Genomic DNA, 23020 nt, shown 5'->3' on the forward strand with positions numbered 1-23020 from the left:
GCCCCGCCCCGCACTGCGCCGCCCCGCGCCCGGCCGCCGCTCCGCATCGCCCCGCTTCGCACCGCCGCAAGGCCGGACACTGCCTGCTTTCTGCCGCCTATGCCGCCCCGAACGCGAGGGCGACATTGTGTCCACCGAAGCCGAAGGAATTGTTCAGCGCGTAGTCGATACGTTGGGTGCGCGCCGCTCCCGTGACGATATCCAGCTCGATCGCGGGGTCGAGATTGTCCAGATTCAGTGTGGGCGGGACGATTCCATCGCGCACTGTCAGCAGGGTGAGTACCGATTCCAGGGCGCCGACGGCCCCGATCGAATGTCCCAGTGCGGATTTGGGGGCGTAGACCGAGGCGTCCGGTGTCACCGAGGTGATCGCCTCGGCCTCCGACGCGTCGCCGATCGAGGTCGACGTGGCGTGTGCGTTCACATGCTGGATATCCGAATCCCGCAGTCCGGCAGTCTGTATCGCCTTGCGCATGGCCCGTGCCGCGCCGAGGCCGCCCGGTTCGGAGGCGACGATGTGATAGGCGTCGGAGGTGATGCCCGCGCCCAGGATCCGGCCGTGGATGCGCGCGCCCCTGGCCGTGGCGTGGGTTTCGGATTCCAGGACGAGCAACGCGCCCGCCTCGCCGAAGACGAAACCGTCGCGGTCGCGGTCGAATGGTCGCGAGGCGCGTTCCGGCTCGTCGTTGCGGGTGCTCATGGCGCGCATCATGGCGAAACTCGCGATCGGCACCGCGTGGATATGGCCTTCCACACCGCCCGCCACCACCACGTCCGCCTCCCCGGTGCTGATGAGCCGCCAGCCGTGCGCGATGGCCTCCGAACCGGAGGAACATGCCGATACCGGTGCGAAAACCCCTGCCTTCGCGCCGATTTCGAGTCCCACCGTGGCGGCGGGGCCGTTGGGCATCACCATCGGCACCGACATCGGCGACACCTTGCGATACCCGCCTCGGCGCATCGCGTCCACCGCGTCGATCAGCGCGTCGGCCCCGCCGAGTCCGGTGCCGATCGCCACCGCGAGGCGCTCGCCCTCGACCTCGGGGGCGTCGGCCCGCTGCCAGACCTCGCGGCCGAGGACCAGCGCCAACTGCTCCACATAGGACAGCCGCCGCTGCTCGATTCTGGTCAACCGGTCGCCCGGATGTGACCGCAGCTTCGCGCCGATCCGCACCGGCAGGTCGTATTCGGTGACGAAGTCGTCATCGAGTCGCCGGATGCCGGTGCGGCCCCGCAGCAGTTCCGACCAGGTCGTATCGGCGTCCTCGGCCAGCGAGGTGGTCGCGGCGTATCCGGTGACGACCACCGAAGGGCGAGTTTCTGAAGCGATCGTTACAGTCACGCTGATATGGATACCTGTAGCAGTCGCTACAGTCAACCCATGGCCCGCCCACTCGACCACGCCAAACGCGCCGAACTGCTGCACGGCGTCGTCGAATACATCGCAGCCAACGGACTCGCCGAACTGTCGCTGCGCCCGCTGGCGGCCGCGCTCGGGACCAGTTCGCGCATGCTCATCTACTACTTCGACACCAAGGAAGAACTGCTGGTCCAGGCTCTGGCCACCCAGCGTCCCGATATCGGCGCACTGTTCGCCGACGTGGACGACGCGACGGCACTGCGCGCCAGGCTGACCGCCTTCTTCGATTCGAGCACATCCGGCGACGGGTCGACCAGCGTGCGAGTCCTGCTCCAAGTGCTGGGCGCGGCGTGCGCGCCGGACAGCCCGTACGCGGGCTACGCCGTGGAGGCGATCGGCGCCTTCGTCACGTCGCTGTCGGCGGCTCTGCGGCGCATCGGGACCGTCGATGATCCGGAAGCTGTTGCGACCCTGTTGATTTCCGGGTTGCGCGGGGTGATTCAGGATCGGCTGATCACCGGTGATATCGAGCGCACCACGCGCGCGGCGCGGCGTTCGATCGAACAGAACATCCGCTGATGTGCGCGGGACGCCCGGCGCGTGCGGTCACCGCATCGGCAGATCCGTCGCGGACACCGCAACTCCCCGCTGTCCTGCCCCCTGCGCAGGGCGGCGATGCGATGTCCGCGACGGTCGCCGCCGGGTAATCCCGCTGCCGGGGGCGAGACGGAGTACCCGGCGTCCGTATTTCCGGGTAACGATCGACCCGGAAATACGAAACCGTGAACAGCCGTGGTATCAGGAGACCACGGGCAGGTACACCTTCTTGCCCGCATCGGCGAATTCCGCCGATTTTTCGGCCATTCCCGCCTCGATGGCCTGCACATCGGTCAGACCCTCGCGTGCGGCGTACTCCCTGACATCGGCCGAGATGCGCATCGAGCAGAACTTGGGCCCGCACATGGAACAGAAATGCGCGGTCTTGGCCGGTTCGGCGGGCATCGTCTCGTCGTGGTACTCGCGTGCGGTGTCCGGGTCCAGCGATAACGCGAACTGGTCACGCCAGCGGAATTCGAAACGCGCCTTGGACAATTCGTTGTCCCGGTCCTGGGCGTGCGGGTGGCCCTTGGCGAGATCTGCGGCGTGGGCGGCGATCTTGTACGTGATCACACCGACCTTCACATCGTCGCGGTTGGGCAGACCGAGATGTTCCTTCGGGGTCACGTAACAGAGCATGGCGGTGCCCGCCTGGGCGATGATGGCGGCGCCGATGGCCGAGGTGATGTGGTCATAGGCGGGCGCGATATCGGTGGCGAGCGGCCCGAGGGTGTAGAACGGGGCCTCCTCGCACAGTTCCTCCTCGAGTCGCACGTTCTCCACGATCTTGTGCATCGGCACGTGGCCGGGACCTTCGATCATCACCTGGACACCGAAGGATTTCGCGATCTTGGTCAGTTCGCCGAGGGTGCGCAGTTCGGCGAACTGGGCCTCGTCGTTGGCGTCGGCGATCGAGCCGGGACGCAGACCGTCACCGAGGGAGAAGGTGACGTCGTATTTCGCCAGGATTTCGCACAGTTCGGCGAAGTTGGTGTACAGGAACGATTCCCGGTGATGGGCCAGGCACCACGCGGCCATGATCGACCCGCCGCGCGAGACGATGCCGGTGACCCGTTTGGCGGTGAGCGGGACATAGCGCAACAGCACACCGGCGTGCACGGTCATGTAGTCCACGCCCTGCTCGCACTGTTCGATGACGGTATCGCGGTAGATCTCCCAGGTCAGCGCGGTCGGGTCGCCGTTCACCTTCTCCAGCGCCTGGTAGATCGGCACGGTGCCGACCGGGACCGGGGAATTGCGCAGAATCCACTCCCGGGTCTCGTGGATGTTCTTGCCCGTGGACAGATCCATGATGGTGTCGGCGCCCCAGCGCGTGGCCCACACCATCTTCTCGACCTCCTCGGCGATCGAGGAGGAGACGGCGGAATTGCCGATATTGGCGTTGATCTTGACCAGGAATTTCTTGCCGATGATCGTCGGCTCGAGTTCGGGGTGCTTGTGATTGGCCGGGATGACCGCCCGTCCGGCGGCGACCTCCTCGCGCACCAGCTCCGGCGTCACGCCCTCGCGCTCGGCGATGAAACGCATCTCGGGGGTGACGATTCCTCGGCGCGCCCAGGCCAGCTGGGTCGGTGGGCCGTCGACCCGCGGTTTCTCCCAGCCGTCGCGCAGCGCGGGTAGTCCGGCTTCCAGATCGATGGTGGCCGCGGTGTCGGTGTACGGGCCGGAGGTGTCGTAGACGTCGAAGGTCTCACCATTGGTGAGGTTGATCCGGCGAACCGGAATCCGCAGGTCATCGACCTGGCGATAATATTTGACGCTGCCTTCGATGGGACCGGTGGTCACGGTGTCGACAGGTGTGCTCGTCATGTTTCTCCCTACGCCGGCATTACCCGGTCAGGTTCATACGGTCGACGGCCCTGACGCTCCGTGGAGCTAGCCGTCCTCTCAGCCCGCTGGTGCGAGCCCCCGTTGGCGATATGCGATTTTCCCCGGCCAACCATACCCGCCCGCCCGACGCCGCTCCCGGTGATCCGCATACCGGAGGTGATGGTCGCGATACGGTCGCGGGCACTGACGACCGGCGTCGCGGGGATTAGGTTGTGGGGCATGCAATCCGAGTTGCCGACGCTGGATGTTCTGTGGGGTCGCACCCTTGTGGTCCAAGTGGTGCAGGATCCGGAGGGTTCGGGGCAGCTAGGTGAGTTGGTCGGCGGTCGGGTCACCTTCGACATGGGGCTGGCGGAGAACTGGTTCACGCTGGTGCGATACGTCGACGGGACCGCCGTGCTGTTCGGGCAGGGACGTGACGACCACTACGTCGCGCCCGCCGAACCGCAGGATCTGCTCGCGGGCGCGCCGCCGTGGGTGCCGATCGCCGATCTCACGCCGCTGATGCTCGACGAGGTGATCGATTTCGTGCGCTGGTGGGACGGCGCGGCGTGGCGGCACGCCGCACAGCTGGAATTGTTGCGCGTGGAGTACGAGACGGCGGTGGCGCTCTATCCGCTGCTCGAATTGCAGCAACTGGTAGGACTTTTCGCGGAATCGCTGCACGGCGTGACCCGTGCCGAGATCGCCGCGCTGTTCGCGGCGGCGGAGACGAGATCGGTGACGTCGGAACTGGTTTCGGTGCTCGAACCCGAATTATGCGATCCGGTATACGATTTCCTCGCGCGCGGTGGTGTCGTCGCCGGGTCGGCTCCGGTGGCGGAGGAACTTCCCGTCGCGGGAACCGGACCGCGGTGGCGGCGCAGGCTCAGTCCGGTCGACCATCGCAGGCAACTCGTCGCCGCGATGGTCGAGGCGCCCGAGAAGCCGCGCCCCGTTCCGCCAGAGAGTCCGGAACTCGTCGATATGGTCGCCCGTATCCGGGTGCTGTACGAGGAGTACGGGCATATCGACTTCGCGTTCCGGGTCGGTCGCGGCATCGGGGTCGGCGTGCCGCGCAACGCGCGCAAGATTCCGACCGGGTTGCGGCGGCTGCGCGATACCGAGACCGGTGAGCACGGCCGATGGCTGTTCATCCGCTTCGCCATCGACGGCGCCGAGGTGCGGGTGGAACGCGCCTACGACCACTGGCCGGACTGGTTCCCGCGCAGCCCCTACGACAACGATCCGGACCGAGGCGATCTCGTGGAGGAACTCGCCAACCGCGGCGTCGACGCGCAACCGACCTGGGCCGCGCTGGCCGCCGACGAATTCGCCTACGTCACGGTGTGAGCCGGGGCGGGTGCCACGCGCTCCCGGTCAGTCGCGGAATTCGGCGATGACCGGGGCGTGGTCGCTCGCGCCCTTGCCCTTGCGCTCGTCCCGGTCGACCAGCGCGTCCTCGGCCCTGCCCGCCAGTTCGGGTGAGGCAAGGACGAAATCGATGCGCATACCTTCCTTACGGGGGAAACGCAGCTGGGTGTAGTCCCAGTAGGTGTAGACGCCGGGGCCGGGCGCGAAGGGCCGCATGACATCGGCGAAACCGGTGTCGACGACGGCCTCGAAGGCCTCGCGTTCGGGCGGGGAGGTGTGGGTCTTGCCCTGGAAGAAATCGGTCGACCACACATCGTCGTCGGTCGGCGCGATATTCCAGTCGCCGACGAGGGCGATCCTGGCCTTCGGGTCCTCCGTCAGCCACGCCTGTCCGCTCGCGCGCAACGCGGCGAGCCATTCCAGTTTGTAGGTGTAATGCGGGTCTTCCAGTGCCCGGCCGTTCGGTACGTACAGGCTCCACACGCGCACGCCACCGCAGGTCGCGCCGAGTGCGCGGGATTCGACGACGGGCGTGCTGATCAGGGATTCGCCCGCGTCCTTGTCGAAACCGGGCTGACCGGGAAAGGCGTATTCGACATCGTCGAGCCCGATCCGGGAGGCGATGGCCACGCCGTTCCACTGGTTGACGCCGAGGTGGGCGACCTCGTACCCGAGTTCGTCGAACCGCTCGAACGGGAACTGGTCGTCGCGGCATTTGGTTTCCTGCATCGCGAGCACGTCGATGTCCTGGCGGTCGAGGAATTGCGCCACCCGATCGATACGGGAACGGATCGAGTTGACGTTCCAAGTCGCGAGACGCACGAAATGCCTTCCTTCACAATGGGCCCACAGGACCGCACGGCCTACAGGTTCTTTTCTACGCTCTTTCGCGCGGCTGTCACGACGGGGGAGCGGCGTAACGGTAGCTGTGATGGTCGAGGAAACCCATGTCGCGGTAGAGCGCGATCGCGCCGACATTGTCCGCGGTGACCTGGAGATAGGCGTGGGTCGCGCCACGGCCGTGGCCCCAGCGGATCAATTCCGCGCAGATCAAGGAGCCGAGCCCGTGCCTGCGGTGCTCGGCCGCGACCGTGAGACAGCTCAGCCCGATCCACCGGCGTCCGTCGGGCGCGGTGGTGAGCGCGCCACGTCCGATCGCGATCGGCGCGGGGACGCCGAGCGAGGCGAAGCCGAGTTCACCCTCGTGCACGGCGGTCAGCACCTCGCGGATCGACGCCGAATCCGGCTGATCCGTGGGGGTTTCACCCTGAGACCGGTACATCGACAGCCACGCGTCGTCGGGCGCGGGCGCGAACCGCACCATCGGCGGACCCTGCGGCAGCACGAAATTCTCGATATCGAGGCCGAGTACGACCGTCTCGCGTTCGATCGGCCAGCCGGGCGGCGCCGTGGCGAGACGATCGGGCAGCGCGAGGCGCAACGGCAGGTTGCGCAGGGTGTACCAGTCGTCGATGCGCAGCAGGGTCTCGGTGGTGAGATCGGCGGGTACGCCGTGCTGTCCCAGCGGCACAGCGGAATTCGCGCGGTAGGTGTACTCGTTCCCGGCGCGCGCCAGCCAGCCGTCGATCCACTCGTACTCCATGCCCGGCCAGCCGAACGCGGCCGCGGCTTCGAGCGTGCGGATCTCGCCGGTGCGAATGGGTCTCGGGCCCAGGGCTTTGAGCGCGACGACCCGGTCGTCGGTGACCGACACCAGTCGGCCGTCGGCGGCGCGGACCGTCGGCGGGTCGAGCGCGACCAGTTCGCCGATCACATCGGTGAGCGATTGTGGTTGACCCGGGGGCAGCCGGTACCGCATGACCACCCGCCGTCCTATCGCTACTTTTCGTTCGTGGGCCACGGAGTGCTCCGTGTGCGCGGGCTCAGTGGTCATGCCCGAACGGGTCGGGCACGGTGCCCGGAATCCAGCTCAGCCCGGGGACGCCCCAGCCGTTGCGTTTGATCGCCTTCTTCGCCGCGCGGGCGTTGCGCCCGATCAGCACGTCCACGTACAGGAATCCGTCGAGATGGCCGACCTCGTGCTGCAACATCCGCGCGAAGAAGCCCTTGCCCTCGAGTTCCACCGGATCGCCGTGCTCGTCGATGCCGGTGACCCTGGCCCATTCGGCGCGCCCGGTCGGGAACTGCTCGCCGGGAACCGACAGGCAGCCTTCCTCGTCGTCGTCGGGGTCGGGCATGGTCTCGGGGATCTCGGAAGTCTCCAGCACCGGATTGACCACGGCGCCCTTACGCCGCTCCGGTGTGCCGTCCTGGCCGATGTCGGGACAGTCGTAGACGAACACGCGCAGCGGTACACCGACCTGATTGGCCGCCAGCCCGACGCCGTTGGAAGCCTCCAGCGTCTCGTACATATCCGCGACCAGTTCGGCCAGTTCCTCCGGGGTTTGGGTTACTCGCGCCGTGGGGTTGTGCAGCACGGGGTCACCGACGATCACGATGGGGAGGATTGCCATGGGCGATAAGCCTACTGGGTGCCGATCCAGCCGTTACCGCGTGTCGACCGGCCGCGACACACCGCTACTCCCGGGTAATCAACACGCCGGGAACTGGGCTGAGACGCCCCTCGGTCCCGTGGTTCAATGTTTCGCGACGTACAGCACCATTTTCCTCTGGTGGTCACTCGGCGAGGGAGCAGGATGGACGGCGCAGCGGCACGGGATCTTCCCGGGAGCCAGGACGGCCCTTCCGTGAGCGGGGATGCACAGGCCGCGGCGGCAGGCGCTCCGGCGGCGGAGGAGGAAGGCGGCCTCAGCCGTCGTGAACACGACATCCTGGCCTTCGAACGGCAGTGGTGGAAGTACGCGGGCGCGAAAGAAGAGGCCATCAGGGAGCTGTTCGGCATGTCGCCGACCCGCTACTACCAGGTTCTCAACGCCGTCGTCGACCGGCCCGAGGCGCTCGCCGTGGACCCGATGCTGGTGAAGCGGTTGCGCCGCCTGCGGGCGAGCAGGCAGAAGGCCAGGGCCGCCCGGCGTCTCGGTTTCCAGGTATGACCCGACTCGGCGGCGCGATGCCGACCTCGGAACCCGATGTGGGACTAGGGTCGACACCGTGAGCTACCCCAATCCCACCTCCGGCGGGCCACCGTTGCGCGCGCTGGCGATGGTGTTGATCGCTTTGGCCATCGTCTTCGCGGGTCTCGGCGCGATGTCGCTGTCGAGTTCGGAGGCCGACGACTCGACCGTCGCCGAGTCGACCGACGCCACCGGCGCGGCGCCGACCACGACGGCGGCACGCGTCACCACCACCGCCGCGACCGCGGCGTCCACGACGACGGCGGAGACGACCACCGCAACCACGACCACCGCAACCACGACCACCCAGGCCACGACCTCCGCGCCGCCGCCCGCCGAGGCGCTGGATCGCGCGGTGCCGGTGCGTGTGCTGAACAACAGCGTGGTCGCGGGGCTGGCCTCGCGGACCGCGAGTCAGTTGCAGGCCGACGGCTGGACCAATGTGTCCTCCGGTAACTACGCCAACGGCAATATCGCGAAAACCACCGTGTACTACGGGGATTCACCCGGGGAACGGGAAGCCGCGCTGGCGATCGCGCAGCAGTTGGGCGCGCCCGCCGAACCGAAGTCCGCCGGTGTCGATCAGGGTGCCGGTGTGGTCGTCATTCTGGCGGGTAACTGACGTTCGAGTGCTGCGAGCCACACGGCCCTGTCACGGTGTGACACGGCGGGCGTGGCATCATCTTGTCCGGTAACGAACGTTGTCCACCCAGCTTTACTCGTAAACTCGGTACTCGTAAAGGAGTTCCCCGATGGCCCCGTCCACAACTCGTCGCCCGTCCTGGCGGACTGTGACCCCGGTGCTTGCGGTCGCGGTCTTCGGCCTCGCTGCCTGTTCTAACAGCCAGGAGTCGAGTGATGTCAAGGGAACGACCCCGCCCGTGTGGACGGGAGCGGCCGCTCCGCCGTCCGCCGATTTCGGCGAGCAGCACGGCAGTGATTCGACGAATCCGGGCGCCAAGGTGGATCTGAAGGATCCTTCGGGTAAATCGGTCGCCACCGCCACGATCACCGCCTCCGGCGATCACCTCCAGGTGCAGGTCGAGGCGAACGGACTGCGGCCGGGCTTCCACGGTCTGCATATCCACAGTGTCGGCAAATGCGAGGCGAATTCTGTCGCCCCGACCGGCGGCGGCGCGGGCGATTTCCTCTCCGCGGGCGGTCACCTCCAGGTCGGCAGCGCGAACTCGCATCCGGCCAGCGGCGACCTCACCTCCCTCGAGGTGCGTTCGGACGGTATGGGCACCCTGGTGACCACGACCGACTCGGTGACCCTCGCCGACATCAAGGGCAAGGCGCTGATCATCCACGCCGATGCCGACAACTTCGGCAACATCCCCAACCGTTATGTCCGTGCCGACGGTATCGCGGGCCCGGACGACACCACGCTCGCGACAGGGGACGCGGGCGGCCGCGTCGCTTGCGGCGTCATCGCTTAGACAAGGTGCGAGATGGCCAGGGCAAGAGTTGAACAGGTTCCCTTCACCGGCTCGCCCCGGCCGACCATCGGCATCGAATGGGAGATCGCGCTCGTCGACAAGGTGACGCGCGATCTGTCCAACACCGCCTCCGCCGTATTCGACGAGGTCGGCGATCTACGGTCCTGGGACGGAAAACAGCAGGTCACCAAGGAATTGCTGCGCAACACCGTCGAACTCGTCACCGGTGTGCACGACACCGTCGGCGCGGCGGTGGAGGATCTGCACGGCACGATGGACGCCGTGCGCCGCGCCGCCGACCCGCTGGGCGTCGACCTGTTCTGCGCGGGCACCCACCCGTTCGCGCAGTGGTCCGCGCAGCAGCTGACCCGCTCCGAGCACTACGACGAACTGATCGAGCGCACCCAGTGGTGGGGCCGCCAGATGATGATCTGGGGCGTCCACGTGCACGTCGGCGTCTCGCACCGGGACAAGGTCCTGCCGATCCTGAACTCGCTGCTGCTCGCCTATCCGCATCTGCTCGCGCTGTCGGCGTCCTCACCCATGTGGGCGGGCGCGGACACCGGATACGCCAGCAATCGCACGCTGATGTTCCAGCAGTTGCCGACCGCGGGTCTGCCGTTCCAGTTCGAGAACTGGACCCAGTTCGAGCATTTCGTGCACGACCAGTTCAAGACCGGCGTCTTCGAACAGCTCGGCGGCATGCACTGGGATATCCGGCCGGCGCCGAAATGGGGCACCATCGAGGTGCGTATCTGCGACGGCACCTCGACCAGGGCGGAACTGGCGGCTCTGGCCGCGTTCATCCACTGCCTGATCGTCGATCTCGACCAGCGGGTGGAGAACGGTGAGGAGTTGCCGACGCTGCCGCCGTGGCATGTGCAGGAGAACAAATGGCGAGCCGCGCGATACGGGCTGGACGCGATCGTCATCGTGGATTCCGAGAGTAATGAGCGTTTGGTCACAGACGACCTCACCGAAATCCTGAACAGGCTCGAACCGACGGCCAAGCGGCTCGGTTGCGCCGACGAATTGGCGCTGGTGGCCGAGATCCCGGTGCGCGGGGCCTCGTACCAGCGTCAGCGCAAGGTGGCCGCAGCGGCGCAAGGTGACCTGGTCGCGGTGGTCGACGCCCTGGTGCGAGAGCTCGATCAGTAGGTCGCCGGACCGCGTCGGTCGGCTTCTGTTCAGATCAGGAGGGGGATTGCGTTCATCCCCCGTTTACGATGGTCGACGTGCTTGTCGAGGACCCGGGTTCCAGCGTAGGAAATTCGGCGCGGCGGATATCCGCACCCCCGGCCCGGATCTGGGCCGTGGCAGCGGTATCCGGCGTCGTCGTGCTGCTGGTCGCGTTGCAGATCGCCGCGGCCGGGCAGGGGTTCGAGGGACCGCTGGCCAGCCTGTGGAAGGACTACGCGGGCACCCCCAAGTCCATGTCGGTGCCGTGGGCCGGACTGGTACTTGCCTTGGTCGGCCTCTCGACCAAGCGCCGGGTCGTCGCGTTGAGCGCCGCCGTCGCCATCGACCTGATCGGTGCGGGCGCGCGGCTGCTCGCGGGTGATCCGCCGACGGTCGGCAACGGCGCCGTCATCGTGCTCACCGCGATCGCGGTGACCGCCTTCCTGCGCTGGAGCGGGGTCGAACGGCGCAACGCGCTGGGGGCCGCCGCGCTGGGCGCGCTGCTGATCCTGGCCACCAAGGTCGGCGATGTCTGGTTGCACGTCACCGTGGTGACGCGACCGGAGGTGTTCGATCACTACGTGATGCTGGCCGATCACGCCCTCGGCGATCCGTCGTGGCTGATGGGCCGGGTCGTCGACGCGCTCGGCCCCGGTGTGTACGCGGTATTGCACTGGGTCTACATCGAATTGCCCGTCGCGGCCATCGTGGTCGCGGTGTGGCAACTGCGCAGGGTCGTGCCGACCGGGCAGTGGCCGACGCACTATCTGGTGCGGACGTTCCTCGTCCTCGGACTGCTCGGTCCGATCGTCTACCTGCTGTTCCCCGTCGTCGGTCCGATGTTCGCCTTCGGCGCCGACGGTCACGGTCTGCAACTGGGCAACTACTGGCCGAATGTGGTGCCACCCATCGACAGGAACCCGTCGGCGATGCCCTTCGACAAGGTGACGCCGCGCAATTGCATGCCGTCCATGCACACCGCGTGGGCGCTGTCGGTCTTCCTGCACACCCGCCGCGATATCGACGGCGGTCGCGCCCCCGCGTGGCTGCGCTGGGGCGGCGCGTTCTGGCTGGTCGCCACCCTCACCGCGACGCTCGGTTTCGGCTACCACTACGGCGTCGACCTGGTCGCGGGCGCGATCCTGTGCCTGACCGTGGAATCGGTACTGCGGGAACCCGAACGCGGCTGGGGCTGGTTCCGCGTCCGCCTGGTCGCCGCCGGTGTCGGCGTCCTCGCGACCCTGCTGCTGTCCTACCGCTACCTGGCCGTCCCCATGGCCGAATATCCGGCGCTGGCGGGCACCATCATCCTCGCCCTGCTCGCCGGTTTCGCCGCCGCTTTCCACGCCACCTGGTTCGCCACCCACCGCGACGCGATCCCCGCGCGAATCAGCCCCGAACCCGTCGGCTGAGCCGTTCGCCCGGCGTCCGTTCGATGGGTGCGTGGAACTCGACATCGCCGCGAAGGTGCCGGATGAGCCGCTCGAGTACCGGGCGGATCAATCGAGTTCGTCGCCGAGTTCGTTGACGCGCAGCATGCCGTCGCGGTGACGTTGTTCGCGGTAGGCGGTGCGGCCGAGGAGGTGGGCGATGACGGGGGCGGTCAGGATGGTGAACAGGGCGGTCAGGCCGAGCATCCAGACGTTGGCGTCGTCGCGCAGTTCGACGCCGGTGCCGAGGAGGATGAGGATGAGGCCGACGACCTGGGGTTTGGTCGCGGCGTGCATGCGGGTGAGGGTGTCGGGGAAACGCAGGATGCCCAGTGCGGCGGTGAAGGCGAGGAACGCGCCGAGCACGATGAGCACGGCCGATATCCATTCCAGCGCGGTCAACTGTCGTCCCTGACGCGGAAGCGGGAGACGGCGGCGGAGCCGAGGAACCCGACCAGGGCCAGCGCCACGATCGCCGGGATGACGTCGGTGTCGCCGCTGTAGGCGGCCCACACCGCGAGTCCGGACGCGGCGATCGCGATGAGCGAATCGATGCCGACGACGCGGTCGAGCGTATTCGGGCCCGCCAGTATTCGAAAGGCGGTGAGCAGGGCTGCGGCGGCCAGGAATACGGCCGCGATGACAGCGGCGACGGTCATCGGTTCACCTCCGGCGGCGGGGTTCTGCGGACCGGCCGTTCGAAGGCGTCGACCAGAAGTCGTTCCAGCCTCCGTGTGGTCCGGTAGAACTTGTCGACGGCGTGGTCACTGCTCACGTCGAGGACGTGCACGTAGACCACGCAGCGCTGCCGGTCGATCTCGAGCACCATGGTGCCGGGAATCAGATTCAGCAGGTCGGTGCACAGTACGAGCACCAGATCGGAGCGGGTGCTCAGGTTCACCCGCAGCACGCCCGACACCGGTGTCGGCGCGGGACGCACCGCGAGCCAGGCCACCTGGAAACTGGATTCGAGCGCGTAATACGAACTCACCACCACCAATTCGACCAGTGGCAGCGGATTGAAATGCCCGGTGCCGGGCAGTGTCGGCAAGGGCAGCGCGACCATGACGATCGTCGCGATGACGAGTCCGGCGAGCAGATTGCCGACGCTGAGATCGCCCCACAGCGCCATGTAGACCAGCGTCAGCCAGATCAGCAGCCCCGCCCTGATCACATTGCCCCGATTCAGGAGGCGCGACGGTGAGCCGTTCATCGCGTCGCCCCCTGGTCGCCGAGTACCGAGCCGATGTAGACGCCGGGATCGGACAGGTCCGCGGCGGCGCGGTCGGCGATGCCGAGGATCGGGCCCGCCAGCACGGTCAGGGCGAGGCCGACCGCGGCCAGTGCGGCGGTCGCGGCGAGCATCAGCGGCGGGATGCGTCCGGGATCGGCGCGCTCGTCGTAGAGGACGTCTTCGGAATCCTCTATCAGGGTGGGCGGATTCGCGGCTGTGAGATGACCTTCCGGGGCTTCCACGCGCGGTCGCCAGAACGCCTTGGCCCACGTTCGCGCCGCGACGTACAGGGTGAGCAGGCTGGTGAACACGGCCCCGGCCACCAGCGTCCACGCCAGCGCACTGCCGTCGGCCGCGCCGGCTTGCAACAGCGCCACCTTGCCGATGAAACCGGAGAACGGCGGGATGCCACCGAGATTGAGCGCCGGTATCAGGAACAGCACACCGAGGATCGGGCTCGCCGCGGCAAGTCCGCCGAGTCGGCGCAGCGACGTCGAACCGGCTTGGCGTTCGATGAGGCCGACCACGAGGAACAGGGTGGTCTGCACCAGAATGTGGTGCGCCACATAGTAGATCGAGCCCGCGAGCCCGGCGGCGCTGCCGAGTCCGACGCCGAAGATCATGTAGCCGATATGGCTGACGAGGGTGAACGACAGCAGCCTGCGGATATCGCTCTGCGCGATCGCGCCGAAGATGCCGATCACCATGGTGAGCAGTCCGCAGACCAGCAGGACCGTGTCGAAACTGCCGTCGGGGAACATCAGCGAGTGGGTCCGGATGATCGCGTACACGCCGACCTTGGTGAGCAGGCCCGCGAAGACCGCGGTCACCGGCGCGGGCGCGGTGGGGTACGAGTCGGGCAGCCAGTTCGACAGCGGGAAGACCGCGGCCTTGATGCCGAAAGCCACCAGCAGCACGGCGTAGACGGCGGTCCGCACGCCCTGCGGCGCGCCTTCCATCCGGACCGCGAGTTGCGCGAGATTGAGAGTGCCGCTGGTCGCGTACGCGAGTCCGATGCCGACGAGGAAGATCAGCGACGACAGCATGGAGACCATGACGTAGGCCACGCCCGCCCGGATTCGCTGCGCGGTCGCGCCGACGGTGAGCAGCACGAAGGAGGCGGCCAGCAGCATCTCGAAGCCGACGAACAGGTTGAACAGGTCACCGGCGAGGAAGGCCGCGCACACGCCCGCGGTCAGTACGAGATAGGTGGGTCGATAGATGGACGTCGGTTGCCGGGCACCGCCGTCGCGGATGTTCTGGCCGGAACCGTAGAGCGATACCGCGAGCAGCACGATCGACGACACCAGCAGCATGCCCGCCGACAGCCGATCGACCACCAGCGTGATGCCGATCGGGGTTTCCCAACCGCCGACCTGGACGGCGGTGGTGCCGTCGCGATCGGCGAGGTAGAGCAGCAGCGCGCTGATGACGACGACCGCGCTCAGCGCCAGCAGTACCACCGTGCCCTGGATGCGCGGTTTCCTGCCGAAGACCAGGGTCGCCGCGGCGGCGAGCAGCGGCACGAGCACCGGTAGCGGCGCCAGCGCCGGTAACAGGCCGGGGGAGAGGCTCAATCTTCCGGATCCTCTCGGTCGCGGCGCGTCGCCACTTCGACGTCGTCGGGATCGTTCTCCAGTGACTCGGTGGTGGTGAGGATGTAGGACCGATAGGCGAGGGCGAGTACGAACGCCGCCAAGCCCATGGTGATGACGATGGCCGTGAGCACCATGGCCTGCGCGAGCGGATCGGCCATCGTCCGCTCGTCGTCCTGCGCGGTGCCGAGAATCGGCGAACTGCCGTCCGGTCCGCCGACCGTCAGGATCAGCAGATTCACCGCGTTGCCGAACAGGATCATCCCGAGCAGCATCTTCGACACGGTGCGTTCCAGGATCAGGTACACCCCGCACGCGACGAGCACGCCGATCAGGATCAGCAGCGTCAGATTCGAGGTCACGTCCCGGAACCTCCGCGTCGCGAAGCGGTTTCGGTGGTCTCGCCCAGTTCGCTGTCCAGGCGCGCGCCCAGGCTGCGCAGGACGTCGAGGACGAGACCGACCACGATCAGGTACACGCCGAGGTCGAAGAACATGGCGGTGACCAGTTTGACGTGTCCGATCAGCGGCAGGGTGATCTCGACGATGGCCGACGACAGCGGCGGCGCGCCGAGCAGCAGCGAGGTCGTCGCGGTGCCCGCGGCCAGCGCCAGCCCCGCGCCGAGCAGATGCCCGGCGTCGACGGGAAGCGCCTCGCCCAATTCGTATCGTCCGCCCGCCAGGTAGCGCAGTGTCAGCGCGAGACCTGCCATGAGCCCACCGGCGAATCCGCCGCCGGGGGCGTTGTGGCCGGAGAAGAAGAAGTAGATCGAGAGCACCATGATGGTGGGGAACAGCAGTCGGGTGGTGATCTGGAGAACCATCGAACGGTCCTCGCGCGCCATGAGTCTGGACGCGGGCAGCCAGCTCACCAGATCGGGGTCGTAGCGGGGCGAGTCGACCGCGCGCGGCGCGGTGCCGAAGCGCCTGGTGCGGAACACCAGCGACGCGACGCCGGTGGCGGCGACGATGAGCACCGAGATCTCGCCCAGGGTGTCCCAGGCGCGGATATCGACGAGAAGGACGTTGACCGCGTTCTTGCCGCCGCCGAGTTCGTAGGCGGCCCGGGGAATCCGATGCCAGATCGGTTCGGTGGAACGGGCGGCGGTCGCGAAGGCGGCGAGCACCGCGACGACAACGCCGGTGGTGGCGGCGAGCAGCGCCCTTCGCACCTTGAAGCGGGTGGCGCGGGCCGCGCCGATCTCGGCCGGGAACGCGCGCAGCACCAGCACGAAGATCACCAGAGTGAGTGTCTCGACCAGGAATTGGGTCAGCGCGAGATCGGGGGCGCCGTGCAGGGCGAAGATCACGCCGCAGCCGTAGCCGGTGACGCCGACGACGAGCACGCTGGCCAGCCGATTGCGCAGGACGGTCGCGCCGAGCGCCATCGCCGCCATGATCACGCCGATCGCCACCTGTAGCGGGGAATCCCACAGCCGCAGCCGCACACCGGTGCGGGTGCCGAGTGCCAGCGCGACGGTCGGCAGGATGATCAGCGTCCCGAGGATGGTGGCCTGGGTCAGCGGCAGCGAACCGCGCTGCACCGAACCGGTCATCCGCAGCGAGATCCGGTCCATCGCGCGCAGCGTGGCGTCGTAGACACGGTCGGCGTTGCCGAGCACGTGGTGGGTGGTCTCGACGATCCGTCCGCGTTGCAGGAACAGCACGGTGCCCGCGACGACGATCACCGCCGTCAGCCCGAGCGGCGCGGTGAATCCGTGCCAGAGCGCGAGGTGGGTGTTCAACGTGCCGGGCAGGGTTTCGGCGTAGGGGCCGAGCACGCCGTCCAGCCAGGCGGCGGCGGGACCGGCGATCAGACCGGCCACCGCGAGGATCGCGGGCGGGGCGATGAACAGCGCTCCCGGCCCGTGCCAGCCGAGTTCGGGAGTGCCGAATTCCTCGGTCCGGGTGTGTTCCTGGCCCGGTTTGTCGGCGAACGCGCCCCAGACGAACCGGGCGCTGTAACCGAGGGTCAGCGCCGAGCCGACGGTCACCCCGACGACGAGCGCGACCCGCGCGGGCCAGGCGAGCACGTCCGCGTCGAGGACCGCGCCGAGTGCGCTCTCCTTGCCGACGAAGCCGATCAGCGGCGGGATACCGGCCATGCTCAGCGCCGCGAGCGACGCCACCGCGAGCAGGACCGGTTCGCGACGGCCGAGCCCGGACAGCAGACGCAGATCGCGGGTGCCCGCGCCGTGATCGATGATGCCGACCACCATGAACAGACTCGCCTTGAACAGCGCGTGCGCGACGACCATCGCCACACCGGCCAGCGCGGCGTCGGGTGTGCCGATACCGACGAGCACGACCAGGAAACCGAGCTGGCTGACCGTGCCGAAGGCGAGCACCAGTTTGAGATCGGTGACCTGGAGCGCGCGCCAGCCCGCCAGCAGCATCGAGGCGAGACCGAGCGTCAGCACGAGCGGATGCCAGGGCGGACTGTGCGCGAAGACCGGCGCGAGCCGGGCGATCAGGTAGACGCCCGCCTTCACCATCGCCGCGGCGTGCAGGTAGGCGCTGACCGGCGTCGGTGCCGCCATCGCGCCTGGCAGCCAGAAATGCAGCGGGACGATCGCGGATTTGCTCAGCGCGCCGACCAGTATCAGCACCACGGCGACACTCACCGCGACGCCGGTCGGCGGCTGCTCGCGCGCCAGCAGATCCGAGAGCAGATAACTGCCGCTGGACTGGCCGAGGATGATGATGCCGACGAGCATGGACAGCCCGCCCGCCGCGGTCACGAACAGGGCCTGCAATGCCGCCCTGCGGCTGGACGCGCGTTCGGCGTAGTGCCCGACCAGCAGGAACGACAGCACGGTCGTCGTTTCCCAGAAGACGTAGAGCAACAACATGTTGTCGCTGGTGACCAGCCCGAACATGGCGAAGGCGAATCCGACGAGTTCGGCGGCGAAGACGCCGAGGCGCGGTTCGTCGTCCTCGAAATACCTGGCGCAGTAACAGAGGATCAGCGCGCCGATGCCGAGCACGAGGGCCGCCATGATGGCGCTGAGCGAATCGAAGCGCAGATCGATGTTCATCTCGATCGCGGGCGCCCAGGTGATCCGAACCTGCTGTGTACTACCCCAATTCGCGATGACCCAGCTCAATCCGCCCAGTGGGACCAGCGCGAGCGGATAGAACGCGTTGCGTCCCAACGCCCGCACGCACAGCGGTGCCGCTATCGCGGCGAACGCGTGCGCGAGCAGGATTGCGAGCAAACTGCACTCCGTCGGGTAGTAGCGGCGGGGTACTGCCAGTAAACCCTACGTGGCGACTGGATCTTTCGCGGCCTCGCCGCATATGGCGTAGGCCATTCATTCGCGTTCGGGCTATATATCCGCAACCGCGCCGGTCGGGGCGGGCGCCAGCGGTCGGGGCAGGCTCGGCGGTCGCAGCCGGTACAGCCCGGCCAGGGCGAGTCCGCATCCGATGGTGATCGCCAGCGCGGTCTTACCCGCGGTGCCGACACCCGCCATCGCGTCCCTGACCGGAAGATCCCCCTCTTCCGGCATGGCGGTGACGATCGATGGCAGCAGCAGCGCCGAGATCGCGAGCACGCCGCTCGGCACGTAACACGGTCGGACGCATCCGCAGCAATAGCCCGCGATGAACGCCAGCGCGATACTTCCGGTCGCGTACATCACGGTGTTGTCGTAGGGCGCGACCACGATCGCGAAAACCGAGAGCGCGCCGACCATGAAGAGTCCGAAGCCGGGCACGGGCGCCTTGAAACCCGCGACGATGCCGAGGCCGGTCGCCACGAGTACCGCGGCCAGCATCCAGTCCGGCCGTGGTGTCGGGCCGAGGGCGTCGGCGGCGGGCACGATGGCGGCGGCGAGCAGTATCGCCACACCGTCGCGGCGCGGCAGCAGCATGGCCGCCACGGTCGCCGCGATCACGGTGGCGATGACGGCGAGGGCGATATCGATCGTGTGCCCGCCCGGGCGGTCGTACTGTCGCGACAGCCATTCGGTGCCGACGAGCACCGGCAGCGCGAAGACCAGGGCGGCGAGGATCGGGGTGATCGGCAGTTCCACCCGTTCGTCCGGATCGTGGACTTGCCCGCGCCGCACGGCATTGCCCATCGCGCTCAGCAGTACGAGTACGACCGCGACGCCGATAAGCCAGGTCGGGGGAGTCTCCATCACGGCGTAGGGGTCCATGGCCTGGATATCGAGGAATTCGGCGAGATCGCCGAAGACGAAGAAACCCACACTGCCGAGTGCGAATCCGAACGCGGGCAGCGGCCTGCGCAACGCGGCCGCGCCGAGCGCGCCGAGCAGGATTCCGCCGCAGATCGCGTCGACGTAGTCCTGGGTGGTGAGCACCTCGGGTGCGGCGGTGTGACGGCCCGCGAGGTGATTGACGAACAACCCGAACGAACCGGCGAGCGCCACCGCCCACGCCGTCGCGGGACGGGTGAAGGTCGTGACGAGCACGGCCACCGTCGCGGCGACGATCACCCCGATCGCCGCGCCGCGCGGCACGCTGTTGTAGAGCGCGGCGAGCCGGTACGACGTGCTCTCGCCCGACCACGCGTAGGTGATGGGCAGCGCCAGCGCGACCGCGCCGACCGCGGCCCCGCAGCAGGCCGTGATCGCGTCGAAGGTGTCGCCGATGCGTCGCACGCCGCCGAATTTACCCGGACCGCGGTGCCGAACAGGTGATTGCCCGGATATCGCCGGGTCATGTCGCACGGCGGAAAATGACTGAGAGAGGCCGATTATGAGGATTAGCCAACCGGGGCGATGGAATCCCTATCCGCGCTTGTCGGCGTATCGACGCAACGACTCCACCTGATCCGGATCCAGGGAAGGCCGGACCGCCGCGCGCGCGGCGGCGACATCGGCGGAGGTCACGTCGGCGGCGTCCACGTCGCGGCGCATGGCGGCCAGCGCGGCCTCGCGCAACAGCGCCGCGCAGTCGGCGGCGGAATACCCGTCCAGATCGGTCGCCAGTGCGGCAAGGTCGACGTCGTCGGCCAGCGGCACCGACCGCCCCGCGGTGCGCAGGATCTCGCGGCGGGCGTCCGCGTCCGGCGGTGGCACGAAGACCAGGCGTTCCAGCCTGCCCGGACGCAGGAGCGCCGGATCGATCAACTCCGGACGATTCGTCGCGCCGAGCACCACCACATCCCGCAGCGGCTCGACCCCGTCCAATTCGGTGAGCAAGGCGGCGACCACCCGATCGCCGACACCGGAATCACCGCTCTGCCCGCGACGCGGCGCGAGCGCGTCCACCTCGTCCAGGAAGATCAGCGCGGGCGCGGAATCGCGTGCGCGCTGGAACAACTCGCGCACCGCCCGCTCCGAGGAACCCACCCATTTGTCCATGAGTTCGGCGCCCTTCACCGCGTGCACGCTCAACTGGCCGGTACTCGCCAGCGCGCGCACCAGGAACGTCTTGCCGCATCCGGGCGGACCGTAGAGCAGGACGCCCCTGGGCGGATCGATGCCGAGACGGGCGAAGGAATCGGGATGCCGCAACGGCCAGAGCACCGCTTCGGTCAGCGCCTGTTTGGTTTCGACCATATCGCCGACATCCTCGAGCGCGAGGCTGCCGATCGCGAGTTCCTCTGTGCCCGAACGCGACAGCGGCCGGATCACCTCGAGCGCGCCGGTCAGATCGTCCTGGGTCAGCTGCGGTTCGGACTGCTGCCTGCTGGCCCGCGACGCCGCCCGCAGCGCCGCCTCCCGGCACAGCGCCGCCAGATCGGAGACGACGAAACCCGGTGTGCGCGCGGCGATATCGTCCAATTCCAGGATGCCGGTCGGGACCTTGCGCAACAACTGTTCCAACAGTGCCTTGCGCACCGGGGCGGTCGGAAGCGCCAATGTCAGCTCGCGGTCGCACAGATCCGGTGCGCGCAACCTCGGATCGAGTGCCGTGGGATGCGAGGTCGTCGCCACGAACGCGACGCAGGGTCCGGCCACCGCCGCGCGCAACTGATCCAGGATCAGCGTCGCGACCGGTTCGGCCTGGGCCGGCAGCAAAGCGTCGATATCGGTGACCAGCAGAATGCCGCCTCGGCCCGAAGCGATCTCGGCCACCGCTGACGCCACCTCGCGCAACCTCGCCCCGCCCTCCGCCGCGCCGACGGTCGGACCGTCGATCTCGACGAGACGGCGCGGCGCGACCACCGACCGCGCCAGCGTCGCCTTGCCGACACCGGCGGGACCGCTGATCAGCACACCGAGATCGGGGGCCGCGCCCAGCGTCTTGAGCAGTTCGGGTTCGTCGAGCGCGAGACTGAGCCATTCGGCGAGTTTGGCGGCCTGGGTGTGCGCGCCCACCAGATCCTCCACCGCGACCACCGCGGCATCACCGGTGGCCGCGCGGAGTTGCGGCGCCACCTCCTCGGACCTGCCCGCCGCGTCGAGCGCGGCCAGCACACCCTGCCCCCATGTCACCGCGGTATTCGGCTGCACGCTGACCGGGCCGGACGGATCGGTGGCGGTGACGGTCAGCAGCTCGGTCGTCCACGCGATGCCGAAGGTGCGCGAAAGTGCTTGGCTGGCAGCGGAAGACGGGATATCGGGGCCGAGTTCGCGGGGCAGCAGCGACACCGTGTCGCCGACCGTGACGATCTTGCCGAGCAACGCCTGCCGCAGCGTCGCGGCCGGAATACTGCTCGTGGCGTGCACGGACCCGCTCACCGAGATCTGCCGCGCGCCGAAAACCGTCGCCGGAGACACAACCACGGTCGCGTCCTCGCGCAGACCCGCGTTGGACAACGTCACGTCATCGAGTAACGCCACCCCGGCGGGCGTCCCCGCCGGTGCGACCCCGACGACCGCCGCCGTACGCCGCGAACCGACCAGCGTCACACCGTCCCACTCGCGCAGGCCGAGCGCCGTCAACGCTTCCGGATGCAACCGCACCACCCCGCGCCTCGCGTCGGCGGCGGAGGAATTCAAGCGAGCGGTGAGCGCCAGTTCTGCCACCGTGCCATTCTGCCCGCCCGCGCGGCGCGGGTCAGTTCCTGACGGCGATTCCCGCCGCGGCGGCGACCGTCCGGCTCGCGTTGCTCGACGCCAAGCACACCAATTTGGCCGTGCCCAGCGCGACATTCGGGCTGCCGGTGAACTGACTGTCCGGATTCTCGGCCAGGATCCGTTCGATCACGGCCTTCTCCTCGGTGCTGTCCAGGCCTTTGAACTGCGCGCACGTCGTATCCGACGCCCGCGCGGGCAGGCCGGTCGGCTCGGGCGGCGTCGTCGCGGCGGGCGCGGACGACGTCGTCGCCGACGGCGCGCGATCCGCCGAGGTCGGCAACGCGCCGGTCGAGGTCGGACGCGAGGTGATCGTCGCGCTGGAATCGGTATTTCCCTTGCGCAGGCCGCTCGCGTCGGAGGTCTCCTCCGACCCGCCGCAACCTGTCAGCATCAGAGCCACCGCTCCGGCGGCCACGACGATGACGGAAATTCTCTTCATCTTCTGCAATCCCGGGTGGCTCGAGGCGCCGGGGGCCTCCGGCGCGTTCGGTGCAGCGTACCGGGTGCGTGAGCGCCGATCGGGTCGGGATCGTCAATGAATGTGCTGCTGCCAATCCGCGGGCACCCGGTCGCGCGGACCCGGCGCGCCCTGATCGGCCGGATGACTGTGCGGCGGTGCCAACTCCGGACCGCCGCCGAACATCTCCTCGGATCCGAAATTCCAGAACCAGTCCTCACCGGGCTCGAAACTCTGGATGAAAGGATGACCGGTCTCCGCGGCGTGCTTGGACGCGTGCTGTGAGGGCGAGGTGTCGCAGCAACCGACGTGACCGCACTGGGCGCACCGGCGCAGATGGACCCACCAGCCCCGCGTCGCTTCGCATTCCACGCAGCCGGGGCCGCTCGGGGGAATGGTGGGGTCGATGCCATCGATGTGTTCTGTGGTCATGGGTCCTCCGCTCGGTCAGCTCATGGCTGTGGGGGTGAGTGTTTCCGCGTCGGCGGGGGTGGGG

Annotated in this window: 22 protein-coding genes; 7 read left to right on the plus strand and 15 right to left on the minus strand. The window is 68.3% G+C overall.

Annotation, left to right across the window (positions count from 1 at the left end):
• Positions 1–97: 97 nt before the first annotated feature.
• Positions 98–1342: a KasA/KasB family beta-ketoacyl-ACP synthase gene (locus tag JZ792_RS35765; RefSeq protein WP_216917332.1), complete on the minus strand. Its 1245-nt coding sequence runs from the start codon at positions 1340–1342 to the stop codon at positions 98–100.
• Between the two features lie 39 nt (positions 1343–1381).
• Here JZ792_RS35765 and JZ792_RS35770 point away from each other — a divergent pair, with 39 nt between their 5' ends.
• On the plus strand, positions 1382–1939 hold the full coding sequence (locus JZ792_RS35770) for a TetR family transcriptional regulator (protein WP_216917333.1): 558 nt from the start codon (positions 1382–1384) through the stop codon (positions 1937–1939).
• Between the two features lie 219 nt (positions 1940–2158).
• Here JZ792_RS35770 and thiC read toward each other — a convergent pair whose 3' ends face one another.
• Positions 2159–3787, minus strand: a complete 1629-nt coding sequence (gene thiC, locus JZ792_RS35775) for a phosphomethylpyrimidine synthase ThiC (RefSeq protein ID WP_216917334.1) — start codon at positions 3785–3787, stop codon at positions 2159–2161.
• A gap of 240 nt (positions 3788–4027) precedes the next feature.
• Here thiC and JZ792_RS35780 point away from each other — a divergent pair, with 240 nt between their 5' ends.
• Positions 4028–5140: a hypothetical protein gene (locus JZ792_RS35780; protein WP_216917335.1), complete on the plus strand. Its 1113-nt coding sequence runs from the start codon at positions 4028–4030 to the stop codon at positions 5138–5140.
• Positions 5141–5167: 27 nt separating this feature from the next.
• Here the strand turns inward: JZ792_RS35780 and JZ792_RS35785 are convergent, their stop codons facing one another.
• The 3 genes from JZ792_RS35785 to JZ792_RS35795 all read right to left on the minus strand — a co-directional run bounded on the left by JZ792_RS35785 (position 5168) and on the right by JZ792_RS35795 (position 7635).
• Entirely contained in the window at positions 5168–5983 is an 816-nt protein-coding gene (locus tag JZ792_RS35785) for an exodeoxyribonuclease III (RefSeq protein ID WP_216917336.1), read from the minus strand.
• Positions 5984–6059: 76 nt separating this feature from the next.
• Positions 6060–7055 (minus strand): N-acetylglutamate synthase, CG3035 family, encoded by a 996-nt coding sequence (locus JZ792_RS35790; protein ID WP_438804424.1) that lies wholly within the window; start codon positions 7053–7055, stop codon positions 6060–6062.
• On the minus strand, positions 7045–7635 hold the full coding sequence (locus tag JZ792_RS35795; protein ID WP_216917337.1) for a peptide deformylase: 591 nt from the start codon (positions 7633–7635) through the stop codon (positions 7045–7047). The genes JZ792_RS35790 and JZ792_RS35795 overlap by 11 nt, the downstream gene beginning before the upstream one ends.
• Before the next feature lie 183 nt (positions 7636–7818).
• Between JZ792_RS35795 and napA the strand changes: the two genes are divergently transcribed.
• The 5 genes from napA to JZ792_RS35820 all read left to right on the plus strand — a co-directional run bounded on the left by napA (position 7819) and on the right by JZ792_RS35820 (position 12226).
• Positions 7819–8175 (plus strand): nucleoid-associated protein NapA, encoded by a 357-nt coding sequence (napA, locus tag JZ792_RS35800; protein ID WP_216917338.1) that lies wholly within the window; start codon positions 7819–7821, stop codon positions 8173–8175.
• Positions 8176–8233: 58 nt separating this feature from the next.
• Positions 8234–8818, plus strand: a complete 585-nt coding sequence (locus tag JZ792_RS35805; protein WP_216917339.1) for a LytR C-terminal domain-containing protein — start codon at positions 8234–8236, stop codon at positions 8816–8818.
• Between the two features lie 130 nt (positions 8819–8948).
• Positions 8949–9635, plus strand: a complete 687-nt coding sequence (gene sodC / locus JZ792_RS35810) for a superoxide dismutase[Cu-Zn] (RefSeq protein WP_216917340.1) — start codon at positions 8949–8951, stop codon at positions 9633–9635.
• Between the two features lie 12 nt (positions 9636–9647).
• On the plus strand, positions 9648–10793 hold the full coding sequence (locus JZ792_RS35815) for a glutamate--cysteine ligase (RefSeq protein WP_216917341.1): 1146 nt from the start codon (positions 9648–9650) through the stop codon (positions 10791–10793).
• Between the two features lie 146 nt (positions 10794–10939).
• Positions 10940–12226, plus strand: coding sequence for a phosphatase PAP2 family protein (locus JZ792_RS35820; protein WP_308165590.1), 1287 nt, complete (start codon positions 10940–10942; stop codon positions 12224–12226).
• A gap of 87 nt (positions 12227–12313) precedes the next feature.
• Here JZ792_RS35820 and mnhG read toward each other — a convergent pair whose 3' ends face one another.
• The 10 genes from mnhG to JZ792_RS35870 form a co-directional block, all read right to left on the minus strand.
• On the minus strand, positions 12314–12646 hold the full coding sequence (gene mnhG, locus JZ792_RS35825) for a monovalent cation/H(+) antiporter subunit G (RefSeq protein ID WP_216917343.1): 333 nt from the start codon (positions 12644–12646) through the stop codon (positions 12314–12316).
• Positions 12643–12903, minus strand: coding sequence for a monovalent cation/H+ antiporter complex subunit F (locus tag JZ792_RS35830; RefSeq protein ID WP_216917344.1), 261 nt, complete (start codon positions 12901–12903; stop codon positions 12643–12645). The genes mnhG and JZ792_RS35830 overlap by 4 nt, the downstream gene beginning before the upstream one ends.
• Positions 12900–13433 (minus strand): Na+/H+ antiporter subunit E, encoded by a 534-nt coding sequence (locus JZ792_RS35835; RefSeq protein ID WP_438804425.1) that lies wholly within the window; start codon positions 13431–13433, stop codon positions 12900–12902. The genes JZ792_RS35830 and JZ792_RS35835 overlap by 4 nt, the downstream gene beginning before the upstream one ends.
• 20 nt (positions 13434–13453) lie before the next feature.
• On the minus strand, positions 13454–15055 hold the full coding sequence (locus tag JZ792_RS35840; protein WP_216917346.1) for a Na+/H+ antiporter subunit D: 1602 nt from the start codon (positions 15053–15055) through the stop codon (positions 13454–13456).
• Positions 15052–15435, minus strand: coding sequence for a Na(+)/H(+) antiporter subunit C (locus JZ792_RS35845; RefSeq protein ID WP_216917347.1), 384 nt, complete (start codon positions 15433–15435; stop codon positions 15052–15054). Before JZ792_RS35845 ends, JZ792_RS35840 begins: the two co-directional genes overlap by 4 nt.
• Positions 15432–18290 (minus strand): Na+/H+ antiporter subunit A, encoded by a 2859-nt coding sequence (locus tag JZ792_RS35850; RefSeq protein WP_216917348.1) that lies wholly within the window; start codon positions 18288–18290, stop codon positions 15432–15434. The genes JZ792_RS35845 and JZ792_RS35850 overlap by 4 nt, the downstream gene beginning before the upstream one ends.
• Before the next feature lie 111 nt (positions 18291–18401).
• Positions 18402–19700 carry a hypothetical protein gene (locus JZ792_RS35855; RefSeq protein ID WP_216917349.1) on the minus strand — a complete coding sequence of 433 codons (1299 nt, stop codon included), beginning with the start codon at positions 19698–19700 and terminating at the stop codon, positions 18402–18404.
• A 129-nt stretch (positions 19701–19829) separates the two neighbouring features.
• Positions 19830–22016 carry an AAA family ATPase gene (locus JZ792_RS35860; protein WP_308165589.1) on the minus strand — a complete coding sequence of 729 codons (2187 nt, stop codon included), beginning with the start codon at positions 22014–22016 and terminating at the stop codon, positions 19830–19832.
• A 31-nt stretch (positions 22017–22047) separates the two neighbouring features.
• Positions 22048–22506, minus strand: coding sequence for a hypothetical protein (locus JZ792_RS35865; RefSeq protein ID WP_254190812.1), 459 nt, complete (start codon positions 22504–22506; stop codon positions 22048–22050).
• 93 nt (positions 22507–22599) lie between these two features.
• The gene (locus JZ792_RS35870; RefSeq protein ID WP_109528990.1) at positions 22600–22956 is read right to left on the minus strand and encodes a UBP-type zinc finger domain-containing protein; all 357 of its coding nucleotides are present in this window, start codon (positions 22954–22956) and stop codon (positions 22600–22602) included.
• Positions 22957–23020: the final 64 nt, after the last annotated feature.

The sequence above is a fragment of the Nocardia noduli genome, from assembly GCF_019038455.1.
Taxonomy (GTDB): Bacteria; Actinomycetota; Actinomycetes; order Mycobacteriales; family Mycobacteriaceae; genus Nocardia; species Nocardia noduli.

Bases quoted from the DNA above. Each gene is read 5' to 3' on its own strand.
- JZ792_RS35790 (WP_438804424.1), bottom strand. From the start codon at position 7,055: ATGACCACTGAGCCCGCGCACACGGAGCACTCCGTGGCCCACGAACGA.
- JZ792_RS35795 (WP_216917337.1), bottom strand. From the start codon at position 7,635: ATGGCAATCCTCCCCATCGTGATCGTCGGTGACCCCGTGCTGCACAAC.
- JZ792_RS35870 (WP_109528990.1), bottom strand. From the start codon at position 22,956: ATGACCACAGAACACATCGATGGCATCGACCCCACCATTCCCCCGAGC.
- JZ792_RS35815 (WP_216917341.1), top strand. From the start codon at position 9,648: ATGGCCAGGGCAAGAGTTGAACAGGTTCCCTTCACCGGCTCGCCCCGG.
- thiC (WP_216917334.1), bottom strand. From the start codon at position 3,787: ATGACGAGCACACCTGTCGACACCGTGACCACCGGTCCCATCGAAGGC.
- sodC (WP_216917340.1), top strand. From the start codon at position 8,949: ATGGCCCCGTCCACAACTCGTCGCCCGTCCTGGCGGACTGTGACCCCG.
- JZ792_RS35865 (WP_254190812.1), bottom strand. From the start codon at position 22,506: ATGAAGAGAATTTCCGTCATCGTCGTGGCCGCCGGAGCGGTGGCTCTG.
- JZ792_RS35780 (WP_216917335.1), top strand. From the start codon at position 4,028: ATGCAATCCGAGTTGCCGACGCTGGATGTTCTGTGGGGTCGCACCCTT.
- napA (WP_216917338.1), top strand. From the start codon at position 7,819: ATGGACGGCGCAGCGGCACGGGATCTTCCCGGGAGCCAGGACGGCCCT.
- JZ792_RS35770 (WP_216917333.1), top strand. From the start codon at position 1,382: ATGGCCCGCCCACTCGACCACGCCAAACGCGCCGAACTGCTGCACGGC.
- JZ792_RS35830 (WP_216917344.1), bottom strand. From the start codon at position 12,903: ATGACCGTCGCCGCTGTCATCGCGGCCGTATTCCTGGCCGCCGCAGCC.